The organism is Microbacterium sp. NPDC089321 (assembly GCF_040684935.1).
Taxonomy (GTDB): Bacteria; Actinomycetota; Actinomycetes; order Actinomycetales; family Microbacteriaceae; genus Microbacterium.
The window spans coordinates 210,529-230,509 of sequence record NZ_JBFBGX010000002.1; the positions used below are offsets into that span (position 1 = coordinate 210,529).

The following is a 19,981-nucleotide window of genomic DNA, read 5'->3' on the forward strand; positions in this document are numbered from 1 at the left end:
CCCCAGCGTAGGTCTGCCCCCGCGCAGTTGGCGTCCACGCCACGCCCGTGCCGCGGCATACGTCACGCTCAGGAGCCGAGCACGAGAGCAGGAGGACGCATGAGCACCGGGTCCGACATCCTCGACAGGGCAGCCGAGCTGCGCACCGAGCCGGGTGTCATCGATCGGCTGCGGGCCGCGGCCGACACCCGCGTCGTGGTCGTTCGCGACCGCCGGCTGCGTGTCGCCGGGCGTTCGGTCGTGCGAGTCGCGGCCGACGAGGTCGGCGAGGCCGAATGGGCGCTTCTGGGCCGGGATGCCGACGGTGCGGCCCTGCTTCTGGCATGCGTCGCGCCCGAGAGCGGAAGCATCGATGCGGCGCCGGAGGAGACGTGGCTGGGTCTGCGCGAGGTCGGAGGTCTGCTCGACCCACACGAGGGAGAGATCTTCGTGACCGCGGTCGCGGTCGCCGCCTGGCTGCTCGATGTGCGCCACTGCGGCCGCTGCGGCAGCCCGCTCGAGCTGCGCAGCGCCGGGTGGTCGCGGCACTGCGCCACGTGCGACACCGAGCACTTCCCGCGCACCGACCCGGCGGTGATCGTCGCGGTGGAGAGTCCGGACGGCGAGCGGCTGCTGCTGGGCGCCAACGCGGCGTGGCGGGGAACCATGTACTCCTGCTTCGCGGGTTTCGTCGAGGCGGGGGAGTCGATGGAGGCGACCGTGCACCGTGAGCTCGCCGAAGAGGCAGGCGTGCGCGTACGCGATCTGCACTACGTCTCGTCGCAGCCGTGGCCGTACCCCCGTTCGCTGATGGTCGGGTTCCGCGCCGTCGCCGCCGACGAGGACGTCGTCGCCGACGGCGAGGAGATCATCGATGTGCGATGGCTCACCCGCGACGAGATCGGGCAGGCGCTCGCCGGCGCCGGCCCCGTCGGGCTGCCCAGCCGGTCGTCGATCGCACGCCGCCTGATCGAGGACTGGTACAGCGACGCCCGGGGGAGCGGGGCCGAGTGAGCGCTCTCGACTCCCTCGACGAGCGTCAGCGTGAGGCGGCCTCGGTGCTGCGCGGTCCCGTGGTCGTGCTCGCGGGTGCGGGCACGGGCAAGACGCGCGTCATCACCCACCGCATCGCCCACGGGGTCGACACCGGGGCGTACTCGCCGCAGCGCGTGATGGCCGTGACATTCACCGCCAAGGCCGCGGGCGAGCTGCGCGGACGACTGCGCGCCCTCGGCGTGGGCGGCGTCGCCGCCCGCACCTTCCACGCGGCGGCCCTCAAGCAGCTGAACTTCTTCTGGCCCACCGTCGCGGGCGACTCGGCACCCTCGCTGATCGACAACAAGGTGCGGATGCTGGGACAGGCGGCCGACGCGATGCGGCTGCGCCCCAGCACGGCGACGCTGCGCGACATCGCGTCGGAGATCGAGTGGCGCAAGGTCTCGATGCTCTCGATCGAGCAGTACGCCGAGATCGAGCGGCCGATCAGCGGCATCCGGCCAGAACAGCTGATCGAGCTGCAGACAGCGTACGAGGCGCTGAAGGATGAGCGCCGCCAGCTGGATTTCGAGGATGTGCTGCTCGCCTGCGCCGGGATGCTGGAGGCCGAGCCCCGGGTCGCCGCAGCCGTGCACGAGCAGTACCGGCACTTCACCGTGGACGAGTTCCAGGACGTCTCTCCGCTGCAGAATCGCCTCCTCGAGCTCTGGCTCGGCGACCGGCGCGACATCTGCGTCGTCGGCGACGCGAGCCAGACCATCTACTCGTTCGCCGGCGCGCAGCAGCGCTACCTGCTCGAGTTCGAGCGCCGCTTCACCGATGCGACGGTCGTGCGGCTCGAGACCAACTACCGCTCGAAGAGCCCTATCCTCACCGCGGCCAACGCTCTGATGAAGGGGCGGCCCGGCGCGCTCGCGCTCACCCCTGCCGACGCCCCTGCCGACGCCGATGAGGCCCCGACGGTGACCGCCTATGACAGCGAGACCGACGAGGCGGCCGGCATCGCGGAGGCGATCGTGCGGCGCATCGCCGCGGGCGCCGACCCGTCGGACATCGCCGTGCTCTATCGCGCGCATGCGCAGTCGGCGGTGCTGCAGCAGGCGCTCGCCGCGCGCGGCATCGCGACCAGCGTGCTCGGCGGCACGCGCTTCTTCGACATGCCCGAAGTGCGCCAGGCCGTGCTCGCCCTGCGGGGGGCCGCCGTCGCGCCGACGGACGCCGGATTCCTGCCGACGGTGCGCGACGTGCTGCGCGGGCTCGGGCTCACTGACGAGCCGCCGCAGGCCGGCGGGGCGCAGCGCGATGGGTGGGAGGCGCGTCGCGCCATCCTGCGCCTCGCCGAGGAGGCCCCGGCCGGCACGACTCTGCGCGTCTTCGCCGATGATCTGATGGCGAGGGCGAAGGATCAGCATGAGCCGACCCTGCAGACGGTCACCCTCTCGACGCTGCACGCGGCGAAGGGACTGGAGTGGCCGCACGTCCTGCTCGCCGGGTGGGCGGAGGGCTCTCTGCCGATCTCCTATGCGACGTCGTTCGAGAACATCGACGAGGAGCGACGCCTCGCCTACGTCGGCATCACGCGAGCCGCGCGAACTCTTGCGGTGTCGTGGGCGCGTTCAGCGGGACGAGGGGAGCGTTCGCCGTCTCGCTTCCTCGCGGAGATCGGAACGACAGCTCGAGGCACGGGCATCCTCCGTGATGTCGCACCGACCTCCAGACGTGTCGTCCGCCAGGGCTGACGCGCACCATCAGGCCCGCTGACGGCGTCGGCGTGCGGAGGATGCGCGCGGCGAGGGAGGCCGCCAGCGCTATGCGCGCCGATGTCACCGGCGTCGCACTGCCCACGAGCTGCGCGTGCAGACGGGGCCACGCCGCGTCGCGGTCGCGCTCATGCGCGTCGCGGCATGACAGGCACGGAGTGCGGCCGGGAACCACGAGCGGTCCGACGACGGCGGCATCCTGCTCGAATCCGATCGGCAGGTGCGGCACATCGTCTCGCAGGAACGGCGCCAGCTGCAGGGCGGCGGCCGCTCCGCCGACCATCACCACGGCGACCGCACCGTCGGAGCGAGGGTCGGCTTCGTCGAGACCCTCATCGATGAGCGACTGCCGCAGCCGCTCCTGACCGCGGCCGTCGACCAGGTTGATCCCCTCGACCCAGAACGGCGGCGCAGGCGGAGCGTCCTCGATCAGCACGGGTCGCAGCGCGGCCAGCATCCTCCGCGCGTCCTGGCGGGGCGCCCCGACGCCGTGCGCGACGACGTCGAACGCGCTGAGCCGGATGCCCGCCTGCAGACGGTTCAGCAGCAGCTCGACCCACGCGCCCACGACCTCGACGCGGACGATGCCCTCGAGTCCGAACTGCACCGTGCTCTCGTCGCGCCACAGCAGCGGGTAGCGCGGATCGAGGCGGGTCAGAGTCGTCGGGCTCATCGGGCTCATGACCCGATTGTGTCCGCACGGGTCCCGGCGTCGTGCGCAGATAGGCGATCTGTGGACGGATCGCGGATCGTCCGCTGCTGTGCAGGACCAGCCGCCGCGGCCGGTGCTCAGACCGGGCGGTCGCCCTCGGGACGATCCCCTCCGTCGCCGTCCGACGGGGAGTCGCCGCCGTCGAAGTCCTCGCCCTCGAGCAGACGGGCCAGCGCCTCGTCGAACTCGTCGGCCACGGGCGCCTCGCCGCGCTGGAGGGCCTCGAGGCGCGCGATCAACGCCGAGGGGTCGTCGATGTCTGATGCCAGCGGCATGATGTCGGGGTAGTCCCACAGTGCGTCGCGGGCGGCGATGCCGACCGCATCCGTCACTGCTCGCCACATGGCCGATGCCTCGCGCAGGCGACGGGGACGCAGCTTCAACCCCACGAGCGCGCCGAGGGCGTCCTCCGCCGGACCGCCGACCGCTCGGCGGCGGCGAGCCGCCTCCGACAGGCGTGCGCCGTCGGGAAGACGAGCGGTCGCCTCTTCCGTGACGACGTCGACCCAGCCGTCGATGGTCGCGATGAGGTTCTCGAGCCGGGCGAGCGCCTCGCGCTGCGTCTCGGTCTGCTCGGGAAGAAGGGCGCCTCCCTCGATCGCGGCGCGCAGCTCTTCGGGGTTCGACGGGTCGAGACGGGATGCGAGTCCCTCGAGTGCGTCGATGTCGACCGTCACCCCGCGGGCGAAGTCCGTGATCTGCGACAGCACGTGCAGGTGAAGCCACTTCGCATGGCGATAGAGCCGGGCGTACGCCAGCTCACGCACCGCGAGGTACAGCGCGATCTGATCCTCGGGGATCTCGAGTCCCTCGCCGAAGTCGGCGATGTTCTGCGGGATCACGGCCGCCGTGCCCGCGGGAAGCACGGGGATGCCGACGTCGCCGCCCGAGACGACCTCGAGCGACAGGCGGCCGAGCACCTGGCCGAACTGCGCCGCGAAGAGCGAGCCGCCCAGTCCGCGCATGAGCTGACCCGCTCCCTGCACCATGCCCTGCATCTCGGGCGGCACCTGGGTCTCGAGGGCCTCGGTCAGGGCATCCGCGATCGACGTCGATACGGGATCGGCGATCTCCTTCCACACCGGCAGGGTCTTCTCGACCCACTCGCCGCGCGTCATCGCCTGGGGCGGCGACGCGAGCTCGGAGATGGTGGTCGCCTCACCCAGCCACAGGTTGGCCAGGCCGAAGGCGTCGGTCAGAGAGCCGCGGGAGCCGTCGCCGATGCCCATGCCGTCACGGTTCGCGATGTGCAGCGCCTGCTGCTTGGCGCTCTGCCACGGGTCGCCGCCGAACATGCCCTGCAGCTGCGACATGAATCCCGACATCTGCGCCGGGTCGATCGACGCACCCCCCATGCCGGACAGCGCGTCGCGCAGCGCCTCGGGGTCGACCTGCCCGCCCGACATCATGCGCCGGAGCATCTCCTCGAAGTCGGACGGATCCCGATCGTCATCTGTCATGCGAATAGCCCTCTCAGCATGCCCGTAGCGTGTGCGCTCTACGCTAGTCACACGATCCTGTGCTCGTACCCGATGCGCGCGGATCCCTGTACGCCGCTCGCGAACGCCCCCGGAGGTTCCGTGTCATCACGCCCCAGCAACGGCACGGTCACCGGCGTGGTCGCCCTCAGCGTCTCGCTGATCGCGCTCGTCGCCCTCACGTTCGTGCCGACGCCGTACGTCATCCAGCGACCTGGTCCCGTGTACGACACACTCGGCACGGCACGCAGCGCCGACGGCGCGAAGGTGCCGCTGATCGAGGTGAAGGGCGCCGAGACGTACCCGACAGCCGGAACGCTCGACCTGACCACCGTGCAGGTGGTTGGTAACCGCGAGCGGACTCCCACCTGGTTCGAGCTCGCGATGGCGTGGACCGATCCGACTCGGGCGGTCGTGCCCATCGACACTGTCTTCCCCCAGGGCGTGACCTCGGATGAACGAGACGAGCGCAACGCGGCGCTGATGGTCGACTCGCAGCACGAGGCCACCGCAGCCGCTCTCACCGAGCTCGGCTACGACGTCGGTGCAACGGTGCGCGTCGTCGAGGCAGTCGACGACAGCCCTGCCCAGGGAGAGCTGGAGGCCGACGACCTCGTCCTGGCGATCGACGGCACGGCGGTCGATTCCGCCACCCGCCTGCGCGCCGCCATCCAGAAGGCCGAGGGGGCAGAGGTCACCCTGACGATCGAGCGCGACGGGGACGAGAAGGAGGTCGCGGTCACCCCCGAGAAGTCGACCGACGCGGCGGGCGAGGAGGTGTGGCTGATCGGCATCGTGCTGACCACCGACTACGACTTCCCCGTCGACGTGCGCCTGCAGCTCGACAACGTCGGCGGACCGAGCGCGGGGATGATGTTCGCGCTCGGGATCATCGACACCCTCAGCCCCGGCGAGCTCAACGGAGGCGAGCAGATCGCCGGAACCGGCACGATAGACGCAGCCGGCACCGTGGGACCGATCGGCGGCATCCGCCAGAAGCTGTACGGGGCCCGCGACGCGGGAGCCACCGTGTTCCTCGCCCCGGAGGACAACTGCGACGAGGTCGTCGGGCATGTGCCCGACGGGCTCGAGGTCTTCCGCACGGGAACGCTGCAGGAGTCGCTCGACATCCTCGAGGTGGTGTCGGAGGGCGGCGACACGTCGAAGCTCCCGGTCTGCACAGCGCAGCGCTGAACCGTCCACCCGTCCGGGTCGACGTTTCCGCCCTGCGCGGATCCGGGGCCGCGTCATAGGCGGCCTGCCTAGGATGGAACGGTGACCTCGACCTCAGCGCCGCAGCCGGCCACACCCAGCACCTCACGTCGGATCCTCGCGATCTCGGTGGCGATCATCGCCGCCCTCATCGCGGCGTTCTTCGTGTTCTCCTCCCTCTACACCGAGTTCCTCTGGTTCGACCAGCTCGAGTTCTCCTCGGTGCTGACCACCCAGTGGATCGCCACCGCCACGATGTTCGCCGTGGGGTTCCTCGGCATGGCGCTGCCGATCTTCCTCTGCATCCAGCTCGCCTACCGGCTGCGTCCGGTCTATGTGCGGCTGAGCTCGCAGCTCGACCGCTACCAGGAGGTCATCGAGCCCCTGCGTCGTCTGGCGATGTGGGGGATGCCGGTGTTCTTCGGCGTCTTCGCCGGCTTCGCCGCCGCAGGCAACTGGAAGACCGCCTGGCTCTGGGCGAACGGCGTCACCACCGAGACTCTCGACCCGCAGTTCGGCGTCGACACCGGGTTCTACCTCTTCGCGATGCCGTTCTACTCGGCGCTGCTGGCGTTCGCGTCGGCGGTGCTGCTGCTCTGCCTCGTCATCACCGCACTGGTGTCGTACCTCTACGGCTCGGTGCGCATCGGCCAGCGTGAGCTTCGGATCTCGAAGCCCGCCCGCATCCAGCTCGCCGTGCTGGCAGGTCTCTACCTCGCGGTGCAGGCCGTCAGCCTGTGGCTCGACCGGTACCTGACCCTCGTGCAGCCGGAGGGGCGCATCACGGGTGCGGCGTACACCGGCGCGAACGCGACCATTCCCGGTCTCGCGATCCTGTCGATCATCGCTGCCGTGGTGGCAGTGCTCTTCCTCGTGACGGCGGTCATCGGCCGCTGGCGGTTCCCGCTCGTGGCCACAGCGCTCTTCGTCGTCGCCTCGCTCGTCGTCGGCATCGGCTACCCGTGGGTGGTCACCACCTTCCAGGTGAAGCCGAACGAGAACGCCTACCAGGCGGAGTTCTACGATCGGAGCATCGAGAGCACGAAGGAGGCGTACGGGGTCGCCGACATGGAGGTCACGCCGTTCGCCGCCGCGACCGACACCGAGCCCGGCCAGCTGCGTGAGGACGCCCAGACCACGGCATCCGTCCGCATCATGGACCCGGCCATCATCAGCCCGACCGTCCGTCAGCTGCAGCAGTACCGCTCGTACTACCAGTTCGCTCCCGAGCTCGACGTCGACCGCTATGAGATCGACGGCAAGTCGCAGGACACCGTCGTCTCGGTGCGAGACCTCGACATGACCAAGCTCGGCGGCGGAGACAGCTGGAACAACCGCGCCGCCGTGTACACCCACGGCTACGGTCTGGTGGCTCTGGCAGGAAACCAGCGCACCAGCGACGGCGAGCCCGTGTTCCTCGAGCAGGGGATCCCGTCATCGGGATTCCTCACCGACAGCGAGAAGTTCCAGCCGCGCGTGTACTTCGGCGAGTCGTCGCCCGAGTACTCCATCGTCGGCGCGCCGAAGGGCACCGAGCCCGTCGAGATCGACTACCCGCGCGGTCAGGACGGCGCGAGCGACACGAAGACGACCTTCGAGGGCGACGGCGGTCCCCGCATCGGCAACACCTTCGTCAAGCTGCTCTACGCGATGAAGTTCCAGTCTGAGCAGATCCTGTTCTCGAACCTGGTCAACTCGGAGTCGCAGATCCTCTACGACCGCGACCCGAAGACCCGCGTGGGCAAGGTCGCGCCGTATCTGACGCTCGACAACGACCCGTACCCGAGCGTGGTCGACGGTCGCATCGTGTGGATCGTCGACGGCTTCACCACGAGCGCGACCTACCCGTACTCGAAGACGGTCAGCCTGAAGGACGCCATCGCGGACTCCCGCACCCCGGCATCCGTCGTCTCGTTCGACAACATCAACTACATCCGCAACTCGGTGAAGGCCACGGTCGACGCCTATGACGGCTCGGTGAAGCTGTACGCGTGGGATGCCGAGGACCCCATCCTCAAGGCGTGGCAGAAGGTGTACCCGTCGACCGTCGAGCCGATCAGCGAGATGTCGGGCGACCTGATGAGCCACGTGCGCTATCCGACCGACCTCTTCAAGGTGCAGCGCGACGTGCTGGGCGTCTACCACATCGACGACGCGCGCTCCTTCGCACAGGAGGACAACCGCTGGCAGACGCCGGATGACCCGCGCGCCAAGGACCGCCTGCAGCCGCCGTACTACCTGTCGATGAAGATGCCGGGCCAGGACGAGCCGCGCTTCTCGATGTTCTCGACCTTCATCCCCGCCTCCGCGCAGGGCGACACCCGTGAGGTGCTGATGGGGTATCTCGCGGTGGATTCGGATGCCGGGAACAAGAAGGGCGTGAAGGCCGAGGGCTACGGCAAGATGCGTCTGCTCGAGATCGACACGAACACCACAGTGCCCGGTCCGGGTCAGGTGCAGAACACGTTCGACTCCGATACCGAGATCGCCAACAAGCTGAACGTCCTCACGCTCGGAAAGTCGGATGTCAAGTACGGCAACCTTCTGACTCTGCCGGTCGGTGGGGGTCTGCTGTACGTGCAGCCGATCTTCGTGCAGTCGTCCGAGGGCACCAAGCTGCCGAACCTGCGCAAGGTGCTGGTCGCGTTCGGCGACCGGGTCGCGTTCGAAGACACTCTGACCGAGGCGCTCGACGTGCTGTTCGGCGGTGACGCCGGTGCGTCGGGCGGTGACGGCGACGTCGAGCCGACGGATCCCGAGACGCCGGCCGATCCGGATGCCCCGGCCGATCCGGACGAGGGCAGCACGCCTCCGACCGGAGAGGCCGTGACGGCGCTCGAACAGGCACGCGCCGCGCTGTCGGCCCGCGAGGCCGCGCTCAAGGCCGGAGACCTCGAGAAGTTCGCCGCAGAGGACAAGAAGCTCACGGCGGCGATCGAGAAGCTGCTCGCTCTCGAGGACGAAGCCGCTAAGGAGTAGGGGAGTGCCGGCAGGCGCGACACGCCCGTGTGCGCCTGCCGGCGGCCTCGATTCGCCCTCTGTCCGAAGCCGTGTTAGGCTTTAAGACGTGCCGCGGGGTGGAGCAGTTCGGTAGCTCGCCGGGCTCATAACCCGGAGGTCGCAGGTTCAAATCCTGTCCCCGCAACAAGAAGAAGGCCCGGTCCGCAAGGACCGGGCCTTCTGCGTTCCCGCAGCGACCGCGCCGCCGAGCTCGTGGATATCTGGGATCTCAGACAGAAAAGCCGCCGGCCGGCCTGGATGGCTGTCGGCCGTGAGCTTTCATCGATGGAACCGGTCGTCGCGCGACCGTCCGATCCCGTTCGAAGGAGAAGCGTGAGCATGACAGAGACGACCGGAGGCGGCCTCCGCCGCGGGCTCACCGCCCGGCACATCCAGTTCATGGCTCTCGGGTCGGCGATCGGCACAGGGCTCTTCTACGGTTCATCGGCCGCCATCCAGACCGCAGGCCCCGCCGTGCTCATCGCGTACATGATCGGCGGCGCGGTGATCTTCCTGGTCATGCGCGCGCTCGGAGAGATGGCGGTGCGTCACCCGGTCGGGGGATCCTTCGGCCAGTACGCGTCCCGCTACGTGGGGCCCTTCGCCGGCTTCCTCACGGGGTGGACGTACACCTTCGAGATGTTCGTGGTGGCGCTCGCCGATGTCACGGCGTTCGGGGTGTACATGGGCTTCTGGTTCCCCGAGGTGGAGCGGTGGGTGTGGATCCTCGCGGTCGTCTTCGTGATCGCCGCGGTGAATCTCGCCAGCGTCAAGGTGTTCGGCGAGCTCGAGTTCTGGTTCGCGCTGATCAAGATCGTCGCCATCGTCGCGATGATCGCCGGCGGGATCGCGATCATCGTGTTCGGCTTCTCGAACCCGGCGGGTCACCAGACGGGCGTGTCGAACCTGTTCGCCGAGGGCGGCTTCGCACCCCACGGCCTGTGGGGTCTGCTCGCATCGCTCACGATCGTCCTGTTCTCGTTCGGCGGCACCGAGGTCATCGGCATCACCGCGGGCGAGGCGGAGGACCCGAAGAAGATCCTGCCGAGGGCGATCAAGTCCGTGCCCGTGCGCATCCTGCTGTTCTACGTGCTCGCGCTGACCGTCATCATGATGATCCAGCCATGGCACACGATCGACGGCGAGGCGAGCCCCTTCGTGTCGATCTTCAGCGGGCTGGGTCTCGAGGGCGCGGCCGGCGTCCTGAACCTCGTCGTCATCACCGCCGCGCTCTCGGCCATAAACGCAGACATCTTCGCCGCCGGCCGCATGCTGCACGGGCTGGCAGGGCAGGGGCAGGCACCGCGCGCCTTCGCGCGGACCACGAAGTCGGGCGTGCCGTTCCTCACGGTGCTGGCCATGGTCTGCGCACTGCTCTTCGGCGTTCTGCTGAACATCTGGTTCCACGACCAGATCTTCTTCCTCATCGCCGCGCTGGCGACGTTCGCGACTGTTGTGGTGTGGCTGATGATCCTGATCTCGCACGCGCGGATGAAGGCCGAGATCAGCCGCCGGAACAGCCCGCCGTCGGAGTTCCCCGCGCCGCTGTGGCCGGTCGGCAGCTATCTCGCGATGGCCGTCATCGCGCTCGTCATCGTGCTGATCGGGGTGATCCCCGACACCAGAGCCGCACTCATGGTCGGCGCCGTGTGGATCGCTCTGCTCGCCGTCGTGTACGTGGGGTTCGTGCGGGGTGCCGGGCGCCGTCGCATGGAGCTCGTCGACGAGACCGCTGCGATACCCGTGATCGGCGATGCCTCAGCATCCGGAGATGCGTACGCGACCGCCGATGACGGTCATGATGGGCAGAGGCGCTCCGACGGACGACACTGACGGCGGCTCGCGAATGCGGGAAGATGAGGGTATGTCCGCACTCGTCGCCGTCTGCCAGTTCGCTCCCGCCGACTCGCCCGAGCACAACCGCGGACGGATCGCCGAGCTGGTCGCGCAGGCCGCGGCCGGCGGTGCCGGCGTCGTCGTGCTGCCGGAGTACTCGAACTACTTCGTGAACCCGATGGATGACACCCTCGCGGCGCATGCCGAGGGGCTCGACGGCGAGTTCGTCACCGTTCTGCGTGCGCTGGCCGCAGAGCACGGCGTCGTCGTGGTCGCCGGGATGGTCGAGACGGCCGATGCGGGTCGCGTGCACAACACCGTCGTCGCGATCTCGGATGCCGGTGTGCAGGCGGTGTATCGCAAGCAGCACCTCTATGACGCGTTCGGTCAGCGGGAGTCCGACTGGATCGAGCCGGGGGAGCTCGGGGAGGCCGCCGTGTTCGACGCTCTCGGGATGCGTTTCGGACTCATGACCTGCTACGACCTGCGGTTCCCCGAGGTGGCGAGGACGCTGATGGATGCGGGCGCGGATGCCCTGATCGTGCCGGCCGAATGGGTGCGCGGGCCGCTCAAGGAGCACCACTGGAACACCCTGCTCACCTCGCGCGCCATCGAGAACACCGCCTACGTGATCGCGGCCGACCATCCTGCGCCGATCGGGGTGGGGTACTCGCAGGTGATCGACCCGCTGGGCGTCGTCGTCGCCGGCGTCAGCGCGGGGGAGGGAGTGGCTGTGGCATCGCTGGAGCCCGGTCTCATCGCGCGCACGAGGGAGGCGAATCCGTCGCTGCGGCTGCGCCGCTACCGGGTCGTGCCCCGCTGATCGTCCGGGTGCCTCAGCGGAGGCCGGACAGCCGCCTGGCGGCCTCTTCGATCACCTCGACGCGCTTGCACGCGGCGAACCGGACGAGTCCCGCGTACTGCGCCTGGTTCTCGCGAGCGACGAAGGCGCTGATCGGGATCGCCGCGACGCCGGCGCGCTCGGGCAGCGCACGGCAGAACGCGGCGGCATCCGCTCCACCGAGAGCACTCGCGTCGGCCACCGTGAAGTAGCCGCCCTGCGGGACGAAGACGTCGAGGCCGGCGGCGCGCAGCCCGTCAGCCAGGAGCTCGTGCTTGCGCAGCATGACCGCGGCCGCCTCGTCGAAGTACGAGTCCGGCAGGCGGAGGCCGACCGCGATCGCCGGCTGGAACGCCGACCCGTTCACGTAGGTGAGGAACTGCTTGACCGTCAGCACGGCGGTGATGAGGGCTGCAGGGCCATGCATCCAGCCGATCTTCCACCCCGTGGTGGAGAACGTCTTGCCGGCCGACGAGATCGTCAGCGTCCGCTCGGCCGCACCGGGCAGCGACGCGATCGGCACGTGCCGTGTGTGGAAGGAGAGGTGCTCGTACACCTCGTCGGTGACGATGATCGCGTCGAACCGGGACGCCAGCCGGATCACCTCCGTCTGCACCTCGGGGGTGAACACGGTGCCGGTGGGGTTGTGCGGATCGTTGACCAGGATCACTCGCGTGCGGTCGTTGACGACCGCAGCCAGCTGGTCGAGGTCGGGCTGGAAGTCCGGACGGCGCAGAGGCACGGTGCGCAGCCGTGCGCCGGCGAGCGCGACCACCGCGGCGTACGAGTCGTAGTACGGCTCGAAGACGACGACCTCGTCGTCGGGCCCGTCGATCAGCGCGAGCAGTGTTGCGGCGAGGGCCTCGGTGGCCCCGGCGGTGACCAGGACCTCGGTGTCGGGGTCGACCTGCAGCCCGTAGAAGCGCCGCTGATGCTCGGTGATCGCGGCGAGCAGATCCGGGATGCCGCGGCCGGGCGGATACTGATTCGCGCCCTGCGCGATCGCCTCCCTCGCCGCCTCCAGGACCTCGGCCGGTCCGTCCTCGTCGGGGAATCCCTGGCCGAGGTTCACCGACCCTGTGCGGGCGGCGGCGGCCGACATCTCGGCGAAGATGGTGGGCGCGACCCGGCCGTCAGGGGACAGCAGGCCGGCGCCCGCTGCCGTGCGGCGCCAGGCTCCTGAGATGACATCCATGCAAGACAGGCTAAGACCATAGGCGAATTTCATCCGCGGCATACGAAACGCACAGACTCGGTTGTCACTCTGATAGGGCCTCGAGAAGGAGCAGAAGATGAACGACAACAGCACCCCAGACCAGCCCTCGAACCCCGAGGCGGCGAACGCAGCTCAGACTCCGCCGTCGTCCGCGTCCGGGCAGCACGTCCCCCCGCACTTCGGCTCCGATGCGACGGCTCCGCGGACCGAGACGGGGCAGGCCGGTTCGGCTCAGCAGGGTTCGGCTCAGCCCGGTTCGGCTCAGCCCGGTTCGGCTCAGCCGAGCTCAGGGCAGCCGTGGCAGCCGCCGGTTCCGCCGCACCCCGGCGCCCCCGCGCAGTACGGCACACCGCCCGCCACGCCCGCTCAGCCGGGCGCATCCGCACGGCCCGGAACGGCCTTCGGCTCCGCGCCCCATTCCGGACAGCCTTACGCCGGACAGTACCAGGGCGGTCAGCCGCGTGCTCCGCACGCCGGCGGATCGGGTCAGGCCGGCGAGCAGCAGACGCTCACGCTCGATCCGACGCTGATCGCGGCACCGGATCCCTCGGCCTCGTCCGGGCAGAAGAAGAGCGGCGGGCCCGTGAAGATCGCCGGGCTCATCCTCGCTGCCGCCCTGGTCGGCGGCGTGGCCGGTTTCGGCGGCAGCGCCCTCGGGAACGCCGTGTTCGACCAGCCCGCCTCGCAGTCGGCGTCCGGCCCGCAGAGCGTCACTGTCAACAACCCGGGATCGGTCAACGAGACCACCGCGATCGCCAGTGAAGTGCTGCCATCCGTGGTCACCATCGAGGTCGCAGGCTCCAATGAATCCGGCAGCGGCTCGGGAGTCATCCTCGACAAGGAGGGTCACGTGCTGACCAACACGCACGTCGTCACCCTCGGCGGCGCCGCCGCCGATCCGACCGTGCGCGTCACCACGTCCGACGGGCGGATCTACGAGGCCAGCATCGTGGGCACCGACCCCGTCTACGACCTCGCCGTCATCAAGCTGAAGAACGCCAAGGAGCTCACGCCGATCGAGTTCGCCGACTCGGGCAAGCTCAACGTCGGCGATACGGCCGTCGCGGTGGGAGCGCCCCTCGGCCTGTCGAACTCCGTCACCACGGGGATCGTCAGCGCGCTGAACCGCAGCATCGAGGTCGCGTCGTCGGCGCTGCCAGACAACTCGGCACAGCAGCCGGACAGCGAGGGCGAACAGGGCGACAGCGGCAACCCGTTCCAGTTCGACATCCCGGGCATGGGCCAGCAGCAGGCGAAGCAGTCGATCTCGATCGCCGTGATCCAGACCGACGCGGCGATCAACCCCGGCAACTCCGGCGGTGCGCTCGTCGACAGCAAGGGCAGCCTGATCGGCATCAACGTCGCGATCGCGACGGCAGGCGGATCGTCGGCGTCGAGCGAGGCCGGCTCCATCGGCCTCGGCTTCGCGATCCCCTCCAACATCGCCCAGCGCGTGGCCGACGAGATCATCGCAGACGGCGCGGCGACGCACGGCCTGCTCGGCGCGACGGTGCGCGACGCATCGAGTGTTCAGAACGCCTCGGTCGCCGGCGCGGTGATCGACACTCCGACGCCCGGTGGCGCAGCCGCAGACGCGGGTCTCAAGCGCGGCGACATCGTCACGAAGTTCAACGGCGTGCCGATCACCGGAGCGAGCGACCTGACCGCGCAGGTGCGTGCGGCGGCCGCAGGCAGCGACGCGACGCTGAGCTATGTGCGCTCGGGAAAGACCTACGAGGCAGAGGTGACGCTCGGCGAACTGCAGCTCTGAGCTGGGGTCAGCCGGCTCCCCGGTCAGGACGCCACCCCGCGATAGGCTCGCGGGGTGGCGTCCTTCTCTTTCGGCACCGGAAACGCGGCGAAGCTGCTCCGGATCCCGCTGTATGCCGCCGGACGCATCGCGGCGCTGCTGATCCCGCGCGGCGACCGGTGGGTGTTCGGCTGTGGAGCCGGCATCGGCGACGGCGCTCTCGCTCTGCACCGCATCGCGAGCGAGGAAGGGCACCGGGTGCTGTGGCTGGCGCGCTCCTCACGGGATGCCGATGACGCGGGCGCTCTCGGCATCCGCACGGTTCCGCGCGACAGCCTCCGCGGCTGGTGGGCGACCATCAGGGCGGGCGTCGTCGTCGTGACGCACGGTCTGGGCGACGTCAACCGCTACGGCAGCAGCGACGCATTCGTCGTGCAGCTGTGGCACGGCATCCCGCTCAAGCGGATCGGCCTCGACTCGCCGATCACCGCGCAGGTGCCACAGGGGGTGCCGGGCGCAGCCGTTCTGCGCAGGCTGCTGACGGTGCTCTACCGCGGTGCCGCTCAGCGCATCCAGGTGCTGCCGGCCGCTTCGCACCGCTCGCGGGGGCGACTGGAATCAGCCTTCGGCCTCGGTGACGACCGCGTCGTCGTCACAGGGGAGCCGCGGGTAGACGTGCTCTCGGCAGGCACCGATCAGCAGCGACGCACGGACGCCGCACAGCTGCTCACCCGCACCGGCCCGGTCCTCGCCCATCAGCGGGTGCTGCTCTACGCCCCGACCTGGCGCGACGGCGCCCCGGACCCTGCCGTGCCGACGGCCGCTCAGTGGGTGGACATCGTGCGCCTCCTCGAGAAGCACGACGCGATCCTCTTCATCCGCTCGCACCCGCTGGGGGAGGGGGCGTACGCCCCGCCGTGGTCGAGCGGCCGGGTGCGGATGCTGAACTCCGACCTGCTGCCCGATGTGACGCCGGCGCTGCCGCGCGTCGACGTGCTCATCACCGACTACTCGTCGATGGCGTACGACGTGGGGCTGCTGGCGATGCCCGTCGTATATCTCGCGCCGGATGCCGACAGGTACGCTCTCGAGCGCGGATTCTACGGTCGTTACTCCGACGTCGCCGGCGACGACAGCGCGACCGACTGGGAGACGGCGCTCGATCAGCTCGACGCCGTGCTGTCGGATGACGCGGTGCGGGCCGAGCGCTCGGCGCGATCCGCTGAGCTCAGCAGCCACATGCACGCATACCGCGACGGGCAGAACGCCCGGCGCGTGTACCAGGCCATCCGCGCGCGCGGCATCCCCGCGCCGAAGGGAGCACGATGACCACCGCTCGGATCGATGAGCAGACGCAGACCCTGATCATCTCGGGAACGGGTGCACGCCCGGCATCCGCGGCACTGGTCGGGCCGCGTGCCCGGGTCTCGGCCCGACTCACCGGCGGAGGGAAGACCTGGAAGGCGACTCTGCCTCTTCGGATCTCTCGTTGGGGAGGAGCGGAGCTCCCCCTGCCGGCCGGGCAGTACGAGCTGACGGTCGACGGCGCGGACGTCGACGGGGCCGAGCTCGAGCCCGCCCTTCTTCCCGGGTTGCGCATCGAGGTGCGAGGCGCCGTCGTCACGATCGCTCCGCCGATCGCGCCCATCTACGAGACCGTCGAGGGGCAGCGCACCCTCGAGCAGCGGTACGCGTCCCAGATCGGCGCCGGCGAGAACGCGGTGTTCTTCGAGAGCTTCTACGGACAGACGGCGGGATGCAATCCCCGTGCGATCGACCGCGTGCTCGCCGAGCGCGCGCCGTCGGTGACCAGGTACTGGAGCGTCACCGATCTGTCGGTGGAGGTGCCTGACGGCGCCATCGCCGTGGTGGAAGGCGGCCCCGAGTGGTGGCGCGCCCGCGCCGAATCGCGGATCCTCGTCGTCAACGACTGGCTGCGACGCAGGTTCGTGCGCAAACCCGGTCAGATCGTGCTGCAGACCTGGCACGGCACGCCGCTCAAACGGCTCGCCCTGCACCGGCCCGGGTTCGATCCGCGGCGCATGGCGGCGGTCGTGAAGGAATCACGCCGGTGGGATGTGCTCCTCGCGCAGAACCCGTACGCCGCGCGCATCCTCAAGAAGGCGTACGCGTTCTTCGGCAAGCCGATCTGGGTCGAGGGGTATCCGCGCAACGACGTCCTGGTGAACGGCGACCCGGCGCCCGTCCGGAAGGCGCTCGGGATCGGCGCCGATGAGCGGGTCATCCTGTACGCGCCCACGTGGCGCGACGACCGCTCGGAGATGGTGGACTTCGTCGATCCGCAGCTGCTGGCAGAGCAGACCGACTCCGTCGTGCTCGTGCGCGGGCATTCGCGGACCATTCGCCCCGGACGCGATCACGCGGGAGCGCGCGTGATCGACGTCACGGGCTATCCCGAGACGGCCCGGCTTCTGCTCATCGCCGACGTCCTCGTCACCGACTACTCCTCGGTGATGTTCGACTTCAGCGTGACCGGTCGACCCATGTTCTTCCTCGTGCCCGACCTCGAGCACTACCGCGGCCAGCTGCGCGGGTTCTACTTCGATCTCGCCGAGCGGGCCCCGGGTCCGCTCGTGCACAGTCAGGACGAGCTCGTGCGCGCCCTCGACGACCTCGAGGTGCCGGAGGCATTCCGTGAGCGCTACGCGGCCTGGCGGTCGCAGTTCAACCGTCGTGACGACGGTGAGGCGGCCGATCGGGTCGTCTCGCGCATCCTCGACCAGGGGTGGCTGACCGTCTGACGTCCTGACGTCCTGACGTCCGGACGTCCGGACGTGTGACCGCGCGGCGGTCAGGGGAGCGGCGTGTTGCGCGAGCCGAGCCGTGATGCGTCGACGGTGTCGCGGGCGCCGCGCAGCGCTCCGCCGATGAAGCCCAAACCCCAGGAGAAGTGCATCGTGGGCAGCACGGCCATGGTCCACAGTCGCTGGCGCGCCCCGCCCCGGCCGGCGAGGCCGACGCCGATGACGAGCAGCGCGTACGCGATCAATGGCAGATACACGACCGAGGCGACCAGGGCGGCGACGCCGCGCAGCACGCCGACGAGTTGCAGGATGCCGGTCAGCAGAGCCACGGCGGTCACGATGACGAGCGCCGGCGGAGCGAAGTACCGAAGTCCGTTGCTGCGGCCGAAGCGGCGCACGAGCTCACCGCGCCAGGCTCCCGTGGCCCGGAACTGCCGCGCCAGGCGCACCCAGCTCTCTCGCGGCCAGTACGTGACCGACAGCGCCGGATCGAACCACACCAGGTGCCCTGCCTGTCGGATGCGCAGGTTCAGCTCCCAGTCCTCGCCGCGGCGGATCGTCTCATCGAACAGGCCGACCTGTTCGATGACGTCGCGGCGCATGACACCGAGGTACGCCGACTCGGCCTCGCCCTCATGATCGCTGCCGTGGTACGCGCCGCCGCCCAGCCCGACGGGGGAGTTGTACAGCCGTGCGACCGCGCGCTGGAACGGGGTGCGGCCATCGGCTCGCATCACACCGCCGACGTTCGCTGCTCCCGTGCGCTGGAGCGTCTCGAGAGCACGTCGCGCGTACCCGGGCGAGAGCTCGGAATGGGCATCGACCCGGATGATCGTCGCATGGGTGCTGGCGCGGATCGCCGCATTCAGTCCCACCGGGATGTGCGCCGCGGGGTTGTCGACGAGCAGGATCCGCCCGTCCTCGGACGCGAGGCGGCGCGCCAGCTCGGTCGTGCCGTCGCTCGACGGACCGAGAGCGAGCACCAGCTCGGTCGGGCCGTCCACATCCTGCTCGAGGACCGAGCGCACCGCGTGCTCGAGATACGCGCGCTCATTCAGCACGGGCATCACGAACGAGACGCCGGCGGAGGTGATCCTGTCGTCATCGTGCACGTGTCGATCATGTCATGCGCCCTCGGCCGCCCGGTTCGGGCGATTCGGAGGTTCGGCGGTTAGCGTCGCCGGGATGGACGCACTGCGAGATGCGAAGAAGGCGTACCGGCTGCTGCGCCGCGCGATGCGGATCCGTGCGGCGCGTCAGAGCGTGCGGCAGATGCTGGCCGGCAGGCCGCCGCTGCCGCCGCACCGTTTCAGGATCGCCGTCTACTTCGCCGACACCGACGTGAACATGTACCAGATCCGCCAGTGGTACCGGCCGCTGCGACGGCTGACCGAGCGGCACCCCGTCGTCGTGATCTCACGCTCGCCGCTGGGCGCCGAGGCGCTGCTGCGCGACGACGCGCTGCCCGTCGCCTTCGTGCCCGAGATCAGCGAGCTGGAGGAGTTCCTCGCCGAACAGGACATCAGGGTCGTGCTCTACGTGAATCAGAACACCCGCAACTTCCAGATGTTCCGGTACGGCCGGCGCACGCACGTCTTCATCAATCACGGCGAGTCCGACAAGGTCTACATGACCAGCAATCAGTACAAGGCGTACGACCATGCGCTCATCGCAGGAGAGGCTGCACGCGACCGTCTCGCCGACGCCCTGTGGGACTACGACGTCGACACGCGCACGACGATGATCGGCCGCCCGCAGGCGGATCACTTCACCGGCGACCTGCCGTTCGCGCCGGATGAACGGACGGTGGTGCTGTACGCGCCGACGTGGGAGGGCGACAGGGCCTCGATGGCCTACGGGTCGGTGCGCACGCACGGCGTGGCGCTCGTGGAGGCGCTGGTGGCCACCGGCCGGCATCGCGTGATCTACCGCCCCCACCCCCGCACGGGGGTCATGGACGACGACTATCGGGCCGCCAGCGAGCGGATCGCGGGGCTGCTGGCGGCGGCGAACGAGGCGGACCCCTCAGCGCGCCACGTGCACGACGACGGGCCCGAGATCGGATGGCAGCTGACGGCTGCCGACGTGGCCGTCCTCGATGTCTCTGCGATGATCTACGACCGGCTCGCCACAGGGCGCCCCCTGCTCGTCACCCGTCCGGCGAGCTCTGAGGCGGAGATCGACGCGAGCGGATACCTCTCGGCCTGCGAATGGCTCACGGCCGACGAGGCCGCCCGGGACGGGGTGGCGGCGATCGAACGCGTGCGCGTCGATGCCGAGGCGATCGACAGGCTGAGTCGCTGGTCGGCGCGGTATTTCGGCGACACCTCGCCCGGGGCTGCGACCGCCCGATTCGAGGCGGCGATCGATCGCCTCTGGGAGGCGGCGGCCGGGCATCCCGAGGCCTGAGATGCGCCGCCGCCGGTATCCTGGAGG

Annotated in this window: 13 protein-coding genes and 1 tRNA gene; 11 read left to right on the forward strand and 3 right to left on the reverse strand. The window is 69.8% G+C overall.

The genetic code is table 11. From position 1 onward, the window contains the following. The first annotated feature begins 99 nt into the window (after window positions 1–99). Both nudC and AB0N59_RS09040 read left to right on the forward strand, forming a co-directional pair. Window positions 100–993 carry an NAD(+) diphosphatase gene (nudC, locus tag AB0N59_RS09035; RefSeq protein ID WP_363481815.1) on the forward strand — a complete coding sequence of 298 codons (894 nt, stop codon included), beginning with the start codon at window positions 100–102 and terminating at the stop codon, window positions 991–993. Next, the gene (locus AB0N59_RS09040; RefSeq protein WP_363481818.1) at window positions 990–2,714 is read left to right on the forward strand and encodes an ATP-dependent helicase; all 1,725 of its coding nucleotides are present in this window, start codon (window positions 990–992) and stop codon (window positions 2,712–2,714) included. Before nudC ends, AB0N59_RS09040 begins: the two co-directional genes overlap by 4 nt. A gap of 810 nt (window positions 2,715–3,524) precedes the next feature. Here AB0N59_RS09040 and AB0N59_RS09045 read toward each other — a convergent pair. Beyond that, on the reverse strand, window positions 3,525–4,907 hold the full coding sequence (locus AB0N59_RS09045; RefSeq protein WP_363481821.1) for a zinc-dependent metalloprotease: 1,383 nt from the start codon (window positions 4,905–4,907) through the stop codon (window positions 3,525–3,527). Window positions 4,908–5,027: 120 nt separating this feature from the next. On the opposite strand from AB0N59_RS09045, the gene AB0N59_RS09050 reads away from it, so the two are divergent. From AB0N59_RS09050 to AB0N59_RS09070, 5 genes are all read left to right on the forward strand, one after another. Beyond that, window positions 5,028–6,119 (forward strand): PDZ domain-containing protein, encoded by a 1,092-nt coding sequence (locus AB0N59_RS09050; protein ID WP_363481824.1) that lies wholly within the window; start codon window positions 5,028–5,030, stop codon window positions 6,117–6,119. An 81-nt stretch (window positions 6,120–6,200) separates the two neighbouring features. Then, entirely contained in the window at window positions 6,201–9,116 is a 2,916-nt protein-coding gene (locus tag AB0N59_RS09055) for a UPF0182 family protein (protein WP_363481827.1), read from the forward strand. A 92-nt stretch (window positions 9,117–9,208) separates the two neighbouring features. Further along, window positions 9,209–9,282 (forward strand) — tRNA-Met (locus AB0N59_RS09060). A gap of 194 nt (window positions 9,283–9,476) precedes the next feature. Next, the gene (locus tag AB0N59_RS09065) at window positions 9,477–10,970 is read left to right on the forward strand and encodes an amino acid permease (protein ID WP_363481830.1); all 1,494 of its coding nucleotides are present in this window, start codon (window positions 9,477–9,479) and stop codon (window positions 10,968–10,970) included. A gap of 31 nt (window positions 10,971–11,001) precedes the next feature. Further along, a complete protein-coding gene (locus AB0N59_RS09070) occupies window positions 11,002–11,796 on the forward strand; it encodes a carbon-nitrogen hydrolase family protein (RefSeq protein ID WP_363481833.1) in 795 nt (264 codons plus the stop codon). Between the two features lie 13 nt (window positions 11,797–11,809). On the opposite strand, the gene AB0N59_RS09075 is transcribed toward AB0N59_RS09070, so the two are convergent. Beyond that, entirely contained in the window at window positions 11,810–13,009 is a 1,200-nt protein-coding gene (locus AB0N59_RS09075; RefSeq protein ID WP_363481836.1) for an aminotransferase class I/II-fold pyridoxal phosphate-dependent enzyme, read from the reverse strand. A gap of 97 nt (window positions 13,010–13,106) precedes the next feature. Here AB0N59_RS09075 and AB0N59_RS09080 point away from each other — a divergent pair, with 97 nt between their 5' ends. The 3 genes from AB0N59_RS09080 to AB0N59_RS09090 are packed head-to-tail and all read left to right on the forward strand — an operon-like array spanning window position 13,107 to window position 17,542. Continuing rightward, entirely contained in the window at window positions 13,107–14,801 is a 1,695-nt protein-coding gene (locus tag AB0N59_RS09080) for a trypsin-like peptidase domain-containing protein (RefSeq protein ID WP_363481839.1), read from the forward strand. Window positions 14,802–14,855: 54 nt separating this feature from the next. Further along, on the forward strand, window positions 14,856–16,109 hold the full coding sequence (locus AB0N59_RS09085; protein WP_363481842.1) for a CDP-glycerol glycerophosphotransferase family protein: 1,254 nt from the start codon (window positions 14,856–14,858) through the stop codon (window positions 16,107–16,109). After that, window positions 16,106–17,542 carry a CDP-glycerol glycerophosphotransferase family protein gene (locus AB0N59_RS09090; protein ID WP_363481845.1) on the forward strand — a complete coding sequence of 479 codons (1,437 nt, stop codon included), beginning with the start codon at window positions 16,106–16,108 and terminating at the stop codon, window positions 17,540–17,542. Before AB0N59_RS09085 ends, AB0N59_RS09090 begins: the two co-directional genes overlap by 4 nt. Before the next feature lie 50 nt (window positions 17,543–17,592). Here the strand turns inward: AB0N59_RS09090 and AB0N59_RS09095 are convergent, their stop codons facing one another. Then, entirely contained in the window at window positions 17,593–18,612 is a 1,020-nt protein-coding gene (locus AB0N59_RS09095; RefSeq protein ID WP_363484164.1) for a glycosyltransferase family 2 protein, read from the reverse strand. A 118-nt stretch (window positions 18,613–18,730) separates the two neighbouring features. On the opposite strand from AB0N59_RS09095, the gene AB0N59_RS09100 reads away from it, so the two are divergent. Next, on the forward strand, window positions 18,731–19,954 hold the full coding sequence (locus AB0N59_RS09100; protein ID WP_363481848.1) for a hypothetical protein: 1,224 nt from the start codon (window positions 18,731–18,733) through the stop codon (window positions 19,952–19,954). Window positions 19,955–19,981: the final 27 nt, after the last annotated feature.